The following is a 13,066-nucleotide window of genomic DNA, read 5'->3' as shown; positions in this document are numbered from 1 at the left end:
ATGTTTCAGCGCATTATTCAGTTTGCTGTCGCTAATCGCCTGTTATTGGTATTGGCTTTATTCAGCATCAGCATTGCGTCATTTTTTGTTATTCCCAAACTTAATCTGGATGCCTTCCCCGATGTTACCAACGTTCAGGTAACGGTAAATACGGAGGCCCCCGGGTTAGCAGCGACCGAAGTCGAGCAGCTGATTACCTATCCGATAGAGTCGGTGATGTATGCTCTGCCCGACGTCAAAGAGGTTCGGTCAATCTCAAAAACAGGTTTATCGGGCATTACAGTGGTGTTTGACGAGAGTGTCGATATCTACTTTGCCCGGCAACTGGTGTTTGAACGACTGCAGGCGGCAAAGGAGTTGATACCCGAAGGCGTAGGTACACCCGAAATGGGTCCTAACTCCTCCGGCCTAGGCCAGGTTTATCAGTATCTGCTACTTGCCGAACCGGGCTCCGGTGTCAGCAGTATGGAGTTACGCAGTCTAAACGACTATGTGGTTAAACTGCTACTAATGCCCGTTGAGGGAATTACCGAAGTCTTGTCCTTTGGCGGCGAAGTTAAGCAATATCAGGTTAACCTCAATCCCGCTAAGCTGTTGTCTTACGACCTTACCCAGCAAGACGTAATGGGCGCGGTCAACAATAATAACGGTAACGTTGGTGGTTGGTATATGCCCCGCGGTCAGGAGCAGTTGGTTATTCGCGGCACCGGTTGGTTGGATAGCGGTAAAAAAGGCCTGCAACAAATACGACAAATACCGCTCAAAACCGTTGACGGCGTTTCCGTAACACTGGGCCAGGTTGCCGACGTCGAAATCGGTAGTGAAATTCGCCAGGGGGCGGTCTCAATGTCGCGTAAAGTCGACGGCGAGGTCAACCAGCTGGGCGAAGTGGTATCGGGTATTGTGCTCAAACGCATGGGCTCGAATACCAAAGCCACTATCGACGGTATTAAAAAGCGCATTCCGCTTATTCAGCAAGCATTACCCGAGGGTGTCACCTTTGAGCCGTATTATGATCAGGCCGATTTAATACAAAAAGCCGTATCTACGGTCGCGTATTCACTGCTCATTGCCTTTGTCTTTATTATCGCAGTATTAGCACTGTTTTTGCTCAACATACGCGCTACTTTTTTAGTGTTACTGTCCATTCCCGTTTCTATCGCCATTGCCCTGATGGTAATGTCCGCGATGGGCATGTCAGCTAACCTGATGTCGCTGGGCGGGATTGCTGTTGCCATTGGTATGCTGGTCGACGGCTCCGTGGTGATGGTTGAAAACATCTTTAAGCACTTAAGTCGTCCGGATAGTGAACACCAAGACGACGCCGAGCAACGCACAGAGCACCGCGACCCAGATCCTCAGGCAGCCAAACTCGATAGCCATGGTATCAAGCTGCGAGTTAAGGAAGCGGCGAACGAAGTGGCACGACCGGTATTCTTTGCCGCCATGATTATCTTGGTGGTCTTTATGCCACTGTTTAGTTTTCAGGGTGTTGAAGCTAAATTATTTGAGCCCATGGCTATCAGTATTATGTTGGCCATTATCTCCGCGGTTTTTGTGGCCATCATGGTTGTACCGGCATTAGCCAGTTACTTTTTCAGTCGGGGTATTAAGCCTCGTGAAAATAAACTGCTTAAACCACTAGATAATGGTTATAAAAGACTATTATCGGTGGCGTTACGCAGTAAAAAGGCTGTTATTACCCTGGCCGGTGTGCTGTTTGTCGGCGCTTTGGTGTTAGTGCCTCGTCTCGGCACAGAATTTGCGCCCGAATTGGAAGAAGGCACGATTAATATTCGCGTGACATTAGCCCCCTCCTCTAACCTTGAAACGGCCTTAGAGGTGGCTCCGAAGCTTGAAAAAATCCTGATGTCGTTCCCGGAAACCACCTACGCACTCAGCCGCATTGGACGAGCTGAAGTGGGCGGTGATCCAGAGCCTATCAGCAACATCGAGATATATGTGGGCCTTAAGCCGCAATCCGAATGGACAACGGCATCCGATCGCTACGCCTTACAAGAAAAAATGGAGGCAAAACTAGATGCTCACCCAGGCTTGTTGTTTAATTTTTCACAACCTATTGCAACACGGGTTGATGAACTGCTCTCAGGTGTAAAATCGCAGCTAGCCATCAAACTATTTGGACCCGAGCTTGACGTGTTGGCCCGTAAAGGCCAGGAAATAGAAGGTGCCGTCAAGCAAGTTGACGGGGCGGTTGCTGTAGCGATGGAGCAAATAAAAGGTGAAGCACAACTCGTGGTTTCGCCGAAACGCCAGCAACTCTCACGCTACGGCTTAAATGTCACCGATGTACTGAGCGTTGTCGACAATGGCTTGGGTGGCGCTTCGGCAGGCCAGATCATTCGCGGTAATGAGCGCTATGATATTTACGTGCGGCTGGCCAAGCAATTCCGCGATACGCCGGAGTCTATTCGTTCGTTACGCCTGTTAACTCCCTCAGGGGCCTGGGTAACCTTAGGCGAAGTCGCCCACGTCGCAATTGAATCAGGACCACCGCAAATCCGTCGTGATGACGTACAGCGTCGCGTTGTGATTCAATCGAACGTTCAGGGTCGTGACATGGGTAGCGTGGTTGCCGATATTAGGAAGGCGATTGACGAGAAGGTGGATTTACCAACCGGTTACTCAGTCGACATTGGTGGCCAGTTCGAAAGTCAACAACGAGCACAGGAGCGCTTGTCCATTGTCGTTCCCATATCGCTGGCACTCATCGCCCTGCTGCTTTATTTTGCTTTCGGCACCATGGGTCAAGCCATGTTGATTTTGGTGAATGTACCATTGGCAGTCATCGGCGGTATTGTGGCACTCTATGTGTCAGGACAGTACTTATCGGTGCCCAGCGCCGTGGGTTTCATCACACTGTTTGGTGTGGCGGTACTAAACGGTGTGGTTCTGGTCGAGAGTATTAACCAGAGAATAACCGATGGGCATGCGGTTAATGATGCCGTGTTTGATGGCGCGTGGTCGCGACTACGCCCGGTATTAATGACAGCAATAACCTCAGCGTTAGGACTCATTCCCATGCTGTTTGCAACCGGTGCAGGGGCTGAAATTCAACGCCCACTGGCTACCGTCATTGTTGGTGGTTTGGTATCAGCTACTCTGCTGACATTGGTTATCTTACCCGTGCTCTATCCTTGGTTTTCGAAACAAAAAATTAAGGATCTGAGCCGTTAGGGTTCAATAGCATTTAAGGGGGCGGTTATTGTCGCCCCCTTTTATTAAAAGAGGAACGTATTATGGGACATCACCATAACCATGATCACTCAAAGGACATGCCGTCCAACCGATTAGGTTGGGCATTCCTGCTTAACTTTGTTTTTACCATTATTGAGTTCATTGGTGGTTTTCTTACCAACAGTACCGCCATTTTAGCTGATGCCGTTCATGATCTTGGCGATAGCCTGTCGTTAGGTCTCGCGTGGATACTAAATAAACTTGGCAAAAAACAGGCTAACCAACACTTTACCTACGGTTATAAAAGACTGAATCTTGCCGGTGCATTTATTAATGCCGTTGTGTTAATCGCAGGCTCTGCCTGGGTACTTGTGGAAGCAATTCCCAGACTCTGGAACCCTCAGATGCCCGTCGCTGATGGCATGATTGCTTTAGCCGTCGTTGGCATTACAGTTAATGGATTTGCTGCTTACAAATTGTCAGAGGGCAAAACGTTAAACGAACGCGTTATTAACTGGCACTTGCTGGAGGATGTTCTCGGCTGGGTCGCTGTACTTATCGTTGGTATTGTTTTGCTGTTTGTGGATTGGCCAATTCTCGATCCGCTACTGTCGATTGGTTTTACTCTATTTATTTTAGTGAATGTGCTGCGCAACCTGTGGGCAACGCTGAAACTCTTCATACAAGCAACTCCGGACAAAGAAACCTACAGACAAGTCGCTGACACTTTGCTGGAGCTACCTCATGTTGCTGACCTACACCATCTGCATTTTTGGTCACTAGATGGCGAGGAGCATGTATTAACCGTTCATTTGGTGTTATCTAAAAACCTTGATATCGAGGCCCGTAGCGATTTAAAACAGCGCATCGATGACGTCCTTGCGCCCTATGCTTTAAGCCATACAACGGTAGAACTAGAAGATCCTGATGAAGCGTGTAGGGACAACTGATAATGAGTGCATTATTTTTAATGAAAACACTGGGCTTATTTATCGCAACCGCAATTGCAGAAATTGTTGGTTGCTATTTACCCTACCTATGGCTCAAAGAGGGGCATTCCGTTTGGTTGCTCATTCCAGCAGCAATAAGCTTAGCCCTATTTGCTTACTTATTAACACTTCATCCGGCGGAAAGCGGGCGGGTCTACGCAGCTTATGGTGGTATTTACGTGTTAACTGCCATAGTCTGGCTGCGAATTGTCGATAAATCGCCACTATCCAATTTCGACCTGATTGGCACGGCGTTTGTGCTAACCGGTATGGGGATTCTTGTGTATGGCTGGCGTTAGCTATAAAGCAATTCAGTTAAAGAACTCCGCTCAAAAGTTTTACTACACAGACTAACGCACCTTATGTTTGTCCGTGGTAGCGTCCTCAACCCCGTCATTAAGCGAGGCCATCAGTGGACAATAGACATCTCCGTGTCCGGCGCTGCATTTTTGCACCAGCTCATTCAACGCTCGTTCAATTTGCTGTAAGTGCGATATCTTTCGACGAACACTGGTGAGCTTTTGCTCCCCAAGCTCCCGTGCCTCATCGCAATGAGCGCCATCTTGCAGAGTTAATAGCTCACCAATTTCATCCAGACTAAATCCAAGCCATTGAGACGCGCGAATAAAATGAAGCCGAGCAAGCGCTTGTTCGTCGTAATGTCGGATCCCCCCATACGGCTTTTCCGGCTCGCTCATTAGCCCTCGGCGCTGATAATAGCGCACCGTTTCCACGCCCACGCCGGCTGTTTTGGCCAGCGTGCCAATTGTCATTACGTTGCGTTTTTTTAACATAGCTATTGCTTCCGTAGTGAGGTACGGGTTTAAGATTAACACATTAAAGCAAAATGCCCGAAGGAGTTACTCTTATGTCAAATTCAAAATCTGGTCGGGGCTCTCTTCTCGCGGGAGGGATCGCAGCGACTCTGGCATCTGCGTGTTGTCTGGGTCCCCTCATATTACTTGCACTCGGTGTATCCGGGGCCTGGATTGGGAGCCTCACAGCACTTGAGCCTTATCGACCCATTTTTATTACCATTGCATTGATTGCCATATTCTTTGCCTGGCGTCGAATATACCGGCGTGCTGATGACTGCAACCCTGATAACACCTGCGCAACGCCAAATGCTCGTAAGAGCTACAAAGTGATGTTTTGGCTCGTTGCGGTGCTTACTTTAACAGCATTGGCTTACCCCTATGTTGTTCCTTTGTTTTACTAGGAGGCAATACACGATGAAAAAAACAATGATAACAACCATTTTATTTTTACTGTTTAGCATGCCCGCATTGGCGGTTGAGAAAACGGTTACGCTATCAGTACCCGGTATGACATGCGTCACCTGCCCAATTACTGTCAAAGCTGCACTTGGCCAAGTTGCAGGTGTGAGCGCCGTCGATGTCCGTTTTGAAGAGCGGGATGCAACCGTGACATTCGACGACGAAAAAACGTCAGTTAAGCAGCTCACTGAAGCAACGACAAATGCAGGATACCCATCAACACTGAAAGCAACGGCACCAAAAAATCAGTCATGAAACATCACAATGCCTTATAGCTGCTGTAAAACTGAAAGACCAAGGAGTAACCGTTATGAGTAATAACAATTTACACATTGCTGTCATTGGTAGCGGCGGCAGTGCGATGGCTGCGGCACTCAAAGCGACCGAGGGAGGTGCCCGAGTGACGCTCATTGAGAGAGGTACTATTGGCGGAACTTGTGTCAATATTGGCTGTGTCCCGTCTAAAATCATGATCCGAGCGGCTCATATCGCCCAACTGCGGCGAGAAAGCCCTTTTGATAAAGGCTTAAGTACCCATACTCTTAAGGTAAATCGATCAGCTCTCCTCGAGCAACAACAGGCTCGGGTAGAAGAACTCCGTGAATCCAAATACCAGAGTATTCTTAGAGAGAATTCCGCCATTACCGTTATTAACGGCGAAGCCCGCTTTATAAACGATGAAACTCTTTCCGTATCACTTTGCGATGGCGGTGAGCAAACGGTTCACTTTGACCGTGCTTTTATCGGCACCGGGGCCCGACCCGCACAACCACCCATCCCCGGCTTAGCTGAAACCCCTTACCTTACTTCGACAAGCGCATTAGGGCTAAGTAACATTCCTAAGCGCCTCGCTATTATTGGAGCCTCGGTCGTTGCTCTTGAATTAGCACAGGCCTTCGCGCGTCTCGGTAGTGAAGTTACTGTTTTGGCTCGCAGTCGGGTGTTATCCCAAGACGAGCCTGCCATTGGTGAGGCAATAGCCACTGTTTTTTATCACGAAGGCATCAATGTGCTTGAGCATACAGAAGCCAGCGAAGTGCGTTACGACGGACAACACTTCATTCTCAAAACCAATGCCGGAACATTAAAAGCAGAACAACTGCTCGTGGCCACAGGCCGCACGCCCAATACGGAAAACCTCGATTTAGAAACCATCGCCGTACAAACCGAGCGCGGTGCCATAACGATTAACGATCGCATGCAAACCTCTAACTCAAGAGTATATGCGGCAGGCGACTGTACGAATCAGCCGAAGTTTGTCTATGTCGCCGCCGCAGGCGGCAGCCGAGCCGCTATTAACATGACGGGCGGTGATGCGCATCTTGATCTCAGTGCCATGCCCGAGGTTATCTTTACTGATCCACAAGTCGCCACGGTGGGTTTATCAGAAGCTGATGCTAAAACTGGTGGTTACGTCACCGAAAGCCGCACGTTGGGCCTTGAAAATGTCCCACGGGCATTGGTTAACTTCGATACCCAAGGGTTTATAAAAATTGTCGCAGAAAGTGGCAGCGGCCGGCTGCTCGGTGTTCAAGTCGTCGCAGGAGAAGCTGGTGAGTTGATTCAAGCTGCTGTAATGGCGATAAGAGCAGGAATGACAGTCAATGAGTTGGCTGATGAGCTCTTCCCATACCTTACGATGGTAGAAGGCTTAAAATTATGCGCTCAAACGTTTACTAAAGATGTTAGCCAATTATCTTGCTGCGCTGGGTGAGATAACCTAGCTTAACTTCACTGGACAGTTACCAATATTTCGGGTTTAGCTGCTGGTTGGTGATAGGTTAAGCTAGTTCAGGAGTGATAATAGTTGTTATAAGCACTTTTTTTTCATTCATATTAGCTCTTATTTGTCTCACTTATTTGACAATAAGTTTTCCTAGATACCTTTGCATCTGACAATGAAAATCGTATTCTCCGGTCTTTAATACTGGCAATTCGATCAACTTTAACTTATTGGTCGGTAAAGTATCGCTGATCCCCAGATCAGGAATAAGCAAAGTTTCAGAGCAACAGATTTAAAGGCTTCCAGTTTGACAACAATCTCATTTAGCCGTTTTCATTTGTTTATTATATAACGTTACAATTAGCCAGCCAGTAATCATAGCTCCCAAGGACCACCCGAATAATCCCGTAACAAATCCACTAAAACTCAAATGCCACTCGAAACCAGAGAGTTTTCCGTGAACCATGCCTTCTGTTAAAGCCATCATGCTAGAGGGCATAATAAGCACTAGCAAGCTACAAACTCCCCATAAAACTGCGAAAGCACCGCCAGCTGCTAAGCCAAATTTCTTTGCATTAAGTTTCATAACTTCCTCCTTAAAAATACCGTTGTAAATTAGATATATTGAAAAAGTACCGCTACTTGCACACTGCAAGTAGCGGCATTTCCAACGGAGAGCTTAATCTCTACTACATTTCCTTTTTTTCTTCACTCTGATGTTCCATAATCTGCTCCATCATCATTTGCATCATATCCATTCTATGCTCCATCATTTTCATTTTATTCATCATATTCTCTTTGCCCATTTGCTCTGCTTTGTCTCCCTTTTTATGTTCTCCTTTGTTCATGCCTTTATCCATCCCATGGTTCATCATTTGCATTCCCTTCTGCATTGACTTCATGTGTTCTTCCATTAGTTTTTTACGTTTCTTGGGATCGGATTCGCTTTTTATTTTTTCCATAGCTTCGCGCATTTCTTGCATGTGCTCATTCATTGATGTCATTTTTTCATGGTGCATCATTCCACTCATTGAACCTTTTTTATCATCGGCATGTTTATGCTGAGCATCAGCAAAGACAGGAGAGGCCATTAAAGCTGTGATAGTTAAAGCTGAAAGTACTTTTTTCATTCTATTACCCTCTTGATTATGACCAAATTGTATTGGTTTCATTAATTTGACGTTATTTCACTATAGTTAAATCTTGGAACCCACGCTGACGTAGATCCCATATAACGGCAGTATTCATCGCCGAATTCTTCAATGCCTTCGATGAAATTGAATTTCATTGAATCTAGCGGAAAACTTTTAAAATTCTCATTGTGACCTGCCCGTTTTGAGCAATTTAACCAGCAACAATTTTTCCCCGATACATTTGCATCTGGCAGTGAAAGTCGTACTCTCCGGGTTCTAGTGCTGGTATTTGAATTAGCTTTAATTTGTTAGAAGGTAGCGTTTCACTGATTTCCAGCTTCGGAATGAGCAAAGTTTCAGAACAAGGCGATTGATCCTTCCGCAGGAACTTAAGTTCAACCGGTTTACCTTCAGGTATTTTTATTCTCGAAGGTGAGTAGGTACCGTTTTCGACGACAATCACCAAATCTCCTTCTCCCAGCTTCATCTGCTGGGGCGTGTAAAGCCAAAACCACCAGACGATCAGTGCTATCAAAGCAATACCAGCAATATTAATAAATAACATGTTTATTCTCCTGAAAGCGCCAGTGTTAGAAGGTGCATTAATGTTTCTTGGCTTTGAAAAAGCGCAACCGATTCGCGTTGCTCACTACCGTAAGCGAAGAAAAAGCCATGGCGGCGCCCGCAATAACCGGGCTCAACAGCATTCCAAAAAACGGATACAGAACGCCTGCGGCAAAAGGAATACCTGCTACGTTGTAAATAAAAGCACCAAATAAGTTTTGCTTAATGTTGCGCAGTGTCGCCTTGCTCACCGCAACCGCATCGGCAAGCCCGTGCAACGACCCACGCATCAATGTAATATCGGCACTTTCAATAGCAACGTCCGTCCCAGTGCCAATAGCGAAACCTACATTGGCAATAGCTAGTGCTGGCGCATCATTAATACCATCTCCCGTCATGCCAACGATTTCGCCTTCCATCTGCAGCTCCTGAACCTTTTTTGATTTTTCGTCCGGCAGAACTTCAGCGAAAAATTCTTTAATTCCTACTTTTTCAGCAACTGCTTCTGCTGTCGCGCGATTATCACCAGTAAGCATCACTACTCGCACACCGTTATCTTGCAAACGTTTAATGGCGGCTACGGAGTCGTCTTTTATCGGGTCGGCAACTGCAATAATTGCAGCTAACTCATTATCAACGGCAAAGTACATAGGCGTCTTAGCTTCAGCAGCTAAGCCTTGGGCTTTTTCAACAAAGTTACCGAGCTCAACTTGACGTTCACGCAACAGCTTTTCATTACCGAAAAGGAGGGACTTCCCGTCAACTTCTGCCTCCACGCCATGACCAGCGATGGCGTTGAAGTTCGAGACCTTACTTGTCTTAATCCCTCTTTCCCTGGCTGACTCAACTATCGCCTGTGCTAGCGGATGTTCAGAGCCAGACTCAAGTGTCGCTGCAAGTTGCAGTACGGTTTGCTCATCGTACTCACTCGCTACTAATACGTCGGTGACTTTAGGAGAACCAAGTGTAATGGTGCCCGTTTTATCCAGGATCATAGCCGATACTTTCGACGCTGTTTGCAATGCTTCGCCATTGCGAATCAGCACACCTGCCTCTGCGGCTTTTCCTACACCCACCATTACCGACATAGGCGTCGCCAGGCCTAATGCGCAAGGGCAAGCAATAATCAAGACAGTGGTCGCTGATACCACAGCAAAGGCCAGTGCCGGCTCAGGCCCAAAGTTAAGCCAAGCTAGAGCACTGATAACAGCGATAATCATAACGACTGGCACAAAGTAAGCTGAAATAATATCGGCAAGACGACCGATTGGGGGCTTAGAGTTTTGCGCCCGTTTCACCATGTTAATAATTTGAGCAAGTGCTGTATCTTTTCCGACTCTTGTCGCTTGAAACAAAAAGGAACCACTTTTATTTATCGTGCCCGCCACAACGTCATCACCAACTGATTTTTCCACGGGCATGGGTTCACCCGTTAGCATAGATTCATCAACGGTGGTACTTCCCTCTATAACTTTTCCATCAACAGGGATTTTTTCTCCGGGACGAACACGTACTACGTCCTCCTCGAGTACGTCTTCGATAGCGATATCCAATTGTTTATCGTCACGAATCACCCTTGCGGTTTTCGCCTGCAAACCAATGAGACGTTTTATGGCTTCGGACGTGCGCCCACGAGCTTTCAGTTCAAGTGCCAGCCCCAAATTGATCAAACCGATAATCATTGCGGTCGCTTCAAAGTATACGTGACGCGCCATTTCCGGAACCAGGTGCGGAACCAATACAACCACCATGGAATACAACCAGGCGGTACCAGTACCAAGTGCGATCAGCGTATCCATATTAGCGGAATGATTTTTCAAAGATTGCCAGGCACCGACGAAGAAGTGTTTGCCCGAAAAGTAAAGTACACCTAACGTTAGAATACCTACGACTAACCATGTCACACGCTCTGTGGCAGTGGTCACCGTCATTTCACCAACAAAAAGGCTATAAATCATGAGAGGTACACCTAACGACAGCGCAACGGTCATCTCCCGCATCAGCCGCTTGTAATAAGCCCAGTCGGCTTGCTCTTTTTCTGCCAACGCATCACCGTCACTTTCGGACGTGGCTACTTTAGCGCTATACCCCGCCCTCTCTACTGCTTTCACTAAAGCGCTCGGATTTGCTGTTCCAGTCACACTGACCGTTCGCTGGGCAAAGTTCATCTCTGCATTTTCCACGCCGGATACAGACTTTAATGCATTTTCGATTTTGCCAACACAACTCGCGCAACCGGCTCCCTCGATAATGAGTTCCTCAATGGAACGACTACGAACGTCCTCAGTTTTTACACCCATACTAGTGCTCCTTATTGACGGGAAACGAGCCAAGCAACAGCTATTTCCCGCAAAGTACCAACGATAAAACCGTCACTCACTACATATCCGAAAATCGATTCGCAGTTTGCACCATTCGTTTAATTTCATTTTCTTCAACGTTCTTTACCGTTTCTAGCAGCTCTTTTGCGCTATCTATATCAACACGGGAATATAGGTGTTCATACAGTTCTATGACTTGCTCATGATGGTTTACAACCTTCTCCATAATGTGATCGGTATCTAACTCTTTAAAAGGCGAATCGCAGTGCCCATGCTCAACGATGGGATGTTTCCCAATATAGTCATAACACCAAGTGTCTAATGCATTTCGGTTTGCTGTACTCAAAAAACCTTCGACCATTCGCTCTAAGCTAGCCTCATGACCCGACACGTAGTTTAGAATCATCCGAGCTCGTTCATCTTGGTTTTGTTTAGAGCAGTGAGTAACACACTCCTTCAGGTTTTTGTGGAAATCAACGGTCCAACTCAGCACATCTTTGATTGTTTCTATTTGCATTTTTTACTCCTTACCTATAATTAATCGTTACTTTCGTTTGCTTTTGTTAACTGGCGGACTTCTGTGACAACTCCACGGTGTATGTTCCGAATTATCTTTAATATTTTGGTCAATAAACTTGTAGTACTCTTCTTTCAGATGAGTCCACCACCCACTATTTATTTCAACACCAAACTTCCTGAGCTTTTCCTCTATAACATTGAGATCCACTTTAGAGGCATCATAAGCTACCAATAACAAGTTACGCTCAGAGTCATAGGCAACGCTATCAAGACCAACCAAGCGATCGATTTCGTTAATCGCTTCGCGAACTTTTTTCACACTCTCAGTGTTTAGCTTTAATGTGCGATTGACTAAGTTAATTTCCCGCACTCCGGCTCTATGATCGTTAGTTGACATCAGTACTGTCCTGTTAATTAAAACTACCAATACGTTTCAGGCAACATTTGCTCGGTGTTAACTTTGTAACGAAAGCTCTTTATTAGTGGCTGCTCGTTTATCGTGAACCCAGAACAATTCATCGATTGGCGAGATAGAAACTAATCCCTCGTTAGATACCCCAGTATGGGCCGCTTCAACTACCAAGAGGGCAACATCACGCGCATCATCACTGTTCACATAAACTTCAAGCTGTACGTGATCAACTAAGTGATCATCGTTATAGCTATCGAAGTAGTAACCCCGTCCTCGCACAGGAAACAGCGTAAAGCCGCTAACGCCACGGCCGATGAGAGCCTCTTCCACTGAGTCTTGTCGAAGTTGATCAAAAATAGCGGTAATTTTAGATAGGTTCATATACCCCCCTAAAAGCCCTAAAACATATAGCTTATGGACTGTGTTTAGTCTAGTTACTTAAATTTCGAGAAAATCTAGAGTTGTAATTTAGTAGTGCTATTTCGGAGGGTAGTAAATATCGAAGAGTATTTGCTTCACATCACCTTTATAAGACAAGGGATGTGGCAAGTTGCTAGGAGAGTTTATCGAGGTGTCGAATTGAATAAATACTAGAGGTGAGTTCGCAGAGTTACACTCTTCATCCATAGAGCATTTATCAGCTACGCAGCAATAACAGTCGTCAATGATAGATTGCTCACTTTCATCGCAATGAAAGTTATCTTTGCTTTCGTTGCTAACATCCATATGGCTAACACTTTTTTCGTGCTGTACATTGGAAGCATTGTTATAAGGAGGAGCGGCTGGGAAGGATAGCTGTATCACTATTCCTAACATAAGCACAACTAAAAATTTTGCTTGAAACATATGTGCGCTCCTATTGCCATGCTATAAATTAGCATACTACCCCCTGCACATCATTGATCGAGATCAAAGATGCGCAGGTGATAT

16 protein-coding genes are annotated in these 13,066 nt (G+C 46.3%); 6 read left to right on the top strand and 10 right to left on the bottom strand.

What is annotated here, in order from left to right; translation table 11 throughout:
- From CWE23_RS07535 to CWE23_RS07525, 3 genes are all read left to right on the top strand, one after another.
- Positions 1-3,198 (top strand): efflux RND transporter permease subunit, encoded by a 3,198-nt coding sequence (locus CWE23_RS07535; protein ID WP_126819914.1) that lies wholly within the window; start codon positions 1-3, stop codon positions 3,196-3,198.
- Between the two features lie 62 nt (positions 3,199-3,260).
- Entirely contained in the window at positions 3,261-4,148 is an 888-nt protein-coding gene (locus tag CWE23_RS07530; protein WP_011234878.1) for a cation diffusion facilitator family transporter, read from the top strand.
- A 2-nt stretch (positions 4,149-4,150) separates the two neighbouring features.
- Positions 4,151-4,486 (top strand): YnfA family protein, encoded by a 336-nt coding sequence (locus tag CWE23_RS07525; RefSeq protein WP_126819913.1) that lies wholly within the window; start codon positions 4,151-4,153, stop codon positions 4,484-4,486.
- Positions 4,487-4,537: 51 nt separating this feature from the next.
- Here the strand turns inward: CWE23_RS07525 and merR are convergent, their stop codons facing one another.
- The gene (gene merR, locus CWE23_RS07520) at positions 4,538-4,981 is read right to left on the bottom strand and encodes an Hg(II)-responsive transcriptional regulator (protein ID WP_011234880.1); all 444 of its coding nucleotides are present in this window, start codon (positions 4,979-4,981) and stop codon (positions 4,538-4,540) included.
- 53 nt (positions 4,982-5,034) lie between these two features.
- Here merR and merT point away from each other — a divergent pair, with 53 nt between their 5' ends.
- From merT to merA, 3 genes are read left to right on the top strand one after another with little or no spacing between them, the layout of a single operon-like run.
- Positions 5,035-5,406 (top strand): mercuric ion transporter MerT, encoded by a 372-nt coding sequence (merT, locus tag CWE23_RS07515; protein WP_470383464.1) that lies wholly within the window; start codon positions 5,035-5,037, stop codon positions 5,404-5,406.
- Positions 5,407-5,419: 13 nt separating this feature from the next.
- Complete coding sequence (gene merP, locus CWE23_RS07510; protein WP_034818174.1) at positions 5,420-5,719, top strand: mercury resistance system periplasmic binding protein MerP; 300 nt, start codon at positions 5,420-5,422, stop codon at positions 5,717-5,719.
- Positions 5,720-5,774: 55 nt separating this feature from the next.
- Positions 5,775-7,178, top strand: coding sequence for a mercury(II) reductase (merA, locus tag CWE23_RS07505; RefSeq protein WP_034818177.1), 1,404 nt, complete (start codon positions 5,775-5,777; stop codon positions 7,176-7,178).
- A 142-nt stretch (positions 7,179-7,320) separates the two neighbouring features.
- Here the strand turns inward: merA and CWE23_RS13945 are convergent, their stop codons facing one another.
- The 9 genes from CWE23_RS13945 to CWE23_RS07460 form a co-directional block, all read right to left on the bottom strand.
- A complete protein-coding gene (locus CWE23_RS13945) occupies positions 7,321-7,461 on the bottom strand; it encodes a cupredoxin domain-containing protein (RefSeq protein WP_153849795.1) in 141 nt (46 codons plus the stop codon).
- A 45-nt stretch (positions 7,462-7,506) separates the two neighbouring features.
- Complete coding sequence (locus CWE23_RS07495; RefSeq protein WP_034818180.1) at positions 7,507-7,773, bottom strand: DUF5676 family membrane protein; 267 nt, start codon at positions 7,771-7,773, stop codon at positions 7,507-7,509.
- A 103-nt stretch (positions 7,774-7,876) separates the two neighbouring features.
- On the bottom strand, positions 7,877-8,317 hold the full coding sequence (locus CWE23_RS07490) for an EMC3/TMCO1 family protein (protein ID WP_241970580.1): 441 nt from the start codon (positions 8,315-8,317) through the stop codon (positions 7,877-7,879).
- 214 nt (positions 8,318-8,531) lie between these two features.
- The gene (locus CWE23_RS07485) at positions 8,532-8,885 is read right to left on the bottom strand and encodes a cupredoxin domain-containing protein (RefSeq protein WP_105306732.1); all 354 of its coding nucleotides are present in this window, start codon (positions 8,883-8,885) and stop codon (positions 8,532-8,534) included.
- 37 nt (positions 8,886-8,922) lie between these two features.
- Positions 8,923-11,184, bottom strand: a complete 2,262-nt coding sequence (locus tag CWE23_RS07480) for a heavy metal translocating P-type ATPase (protein WP_126819912.1) — start codon at positions 11,182-11,184, stop codon at positions 8,923-8,925.
- 79 nt (positions 11,185-11,263) lie between these two features.
- Positions 11,264-11,722, bottom strand: coding sequence for an ATPase (locus tag CWE23_RS07475; protein ID WP_092841979.1), 459 nt, complete (start codon positions 11,720-11,722; stop codon positions 11,264-11,266).
- Positions 11,723-11,749: 27 nt separating this feature from the next.
- Positions 11,750-12,121, bottom strand: a complete 372-nt coding sequence (locus CWE23_RS07470; RefSeq protein WP_105306734.1) for a cation transporter — start codon at positions 12,119-12,121, stop codon at positions 11,750-11,752.
- 57 nt (positions 12,122-12,178) lie between these two features.
- A complete protein-coding gene (locus CWE23_RS07465) occupies positions 12,179-12,517 on the bottom strand; it encodes a P-II family nitrogen regulator (RefSeq protein WP_006956222.1) in 339 nt (112 codons plus the stop codon).
- Positions 12,518-12,613: 96 nt separating this feature from the next.
- Complete coding sequence (locus CWE23_RS07460; protein ID WP_092841983.1) at positions 12,614-12,982, bottom strand: hypothetical protein; 369 nt, start codon at positions 12,980-12,982, stop codon at positions 12,614-12,616.
- Positions 12,983-13,066 lie beyond the last annotated feature (84 nt).

Origin of the sequence: Idiomarina aquatica (genome assembly GCF_003987185.1) — a bacterium.
GTDB lineage: Bacteria > Pseudomonadota > Gammaproteobacteria > Enterobacterales > Alteromonadaceae > Idiomarina > Idiomarina aquatica.
This window is presented reverse-complemented; position numbering and strand designations above follow the sequence as displayed.

What these genes read in the sequence shown, in the direction of transcription:
- CWE23_RS07535 (WP_126819914.1), top strand. Translation starts at nt 1, where the DNA reads ATGTTTCAGCGCATTATTCAGTTTGCTGTCGCTAATCGCCTGTTATTG.
- CWE23_RS07530 (WP_011234878.1), top strand. Translation starts at nt 3,261, where the DNA reads ATGGGACATCACCATAACCATGATCACTCAAAGGACATGCCGTCCAAC.
- CWE23_RS07525 (WP_126819913.1), top strand. Translation starts at nt 4,151, where the DNA reads ATGAGTGCATTATTTTTAATGAAAACACTGGGCTTATTTATCGCAACC.
- merR (WP_011234880.1), bottom strand. Translation starts at nt 4,981, where the DNA reads ATGTTAAAAAAACGCAACGTAATGACAATTGGCACGCTGGCCAAAACA.
- merT (WP_470383464.1), top strand. Translation starts at nt 5,035, where the DNA reads ATGCCCGAAGGAGTTACTCTTATGTCAAATTCAAAATCTGGTCGGGGC.
- merP (WP_034818174.1), top strand. Translation starts at nt 5,420, where the DNA reads ATGAAAAAAACAATGATAACAACCATTTTATTTTTACTGTTTAGCATG.
- merA (WP_034818177.1), top strand. Translation starts at nt 5,775, where the DNA reads ATGAGTAATAACAATTTACACATTGCTGTCATTGGTAGCGGCGGCAGT.
- CWE23_RS07495 (WP_034818180.1), bottom strand. Translation starts at nt 7,773, where the DNA reads ATGAAACTTAATGCAAAGAAATTTGGCTTAGCAGCTGGCGGTGCTTTC.
- CWE23_RS07490 (WP_241970580.1), bottom strand. Translation starts at nt 8,317, where the DNA reads ATGAAAAAAGTACTTTCAGCTTTAACTATCACAGCTTTAATGGCCTCT.
- CWE23_RS07485 (WP_105306732.1), bottom strand. Translation starts at nt 8,885, where the DNA reads ATGTTATTTATTAATATTGCTGGTATTGCTTTGATAGCACTGATCGTC.
- CWE23_RS07480 (WP_126819912.1), bottom strand. Translation starts at nt 11,184, where the DNA reads ATGGGTGTAAAAACTGAGGACGTTCGTAGTCGTTCCATTGAGGAACTC.
- CWE23_RS07475 (WP_092841979.1), bottom strand. Translation starts at nt 11,722, where the DNA reads ATGCAAATAGAAACAATCAAAGATGTGCTGAGTTGGACCGTTGATTTC.
- CWE23_RS07470 (WP_105306734.1), bottom strand. Translation starts at nt 12,121, where the DNA reads ATGTCAACTAACGATCATAGAGCCGGAGTGCGGGAAATTAACTTAGTC.
- CWE23_RS07465 (WP_006956222.1), bottom strand. Translation starts at nt 12,517, where the DNA reads ATGAACCTATCTAAAATTACCGCTATTTTTGATCAACTTCGACAAGAC.
- CWE23_RS07460 (WP_092841983.1), bottom strand. Translation starts at nt 12,982, where the DNA reads ATGTTTCAAGCAAAATTTTTAGTTGTGCTTATGTTAGGAATAGTGATA.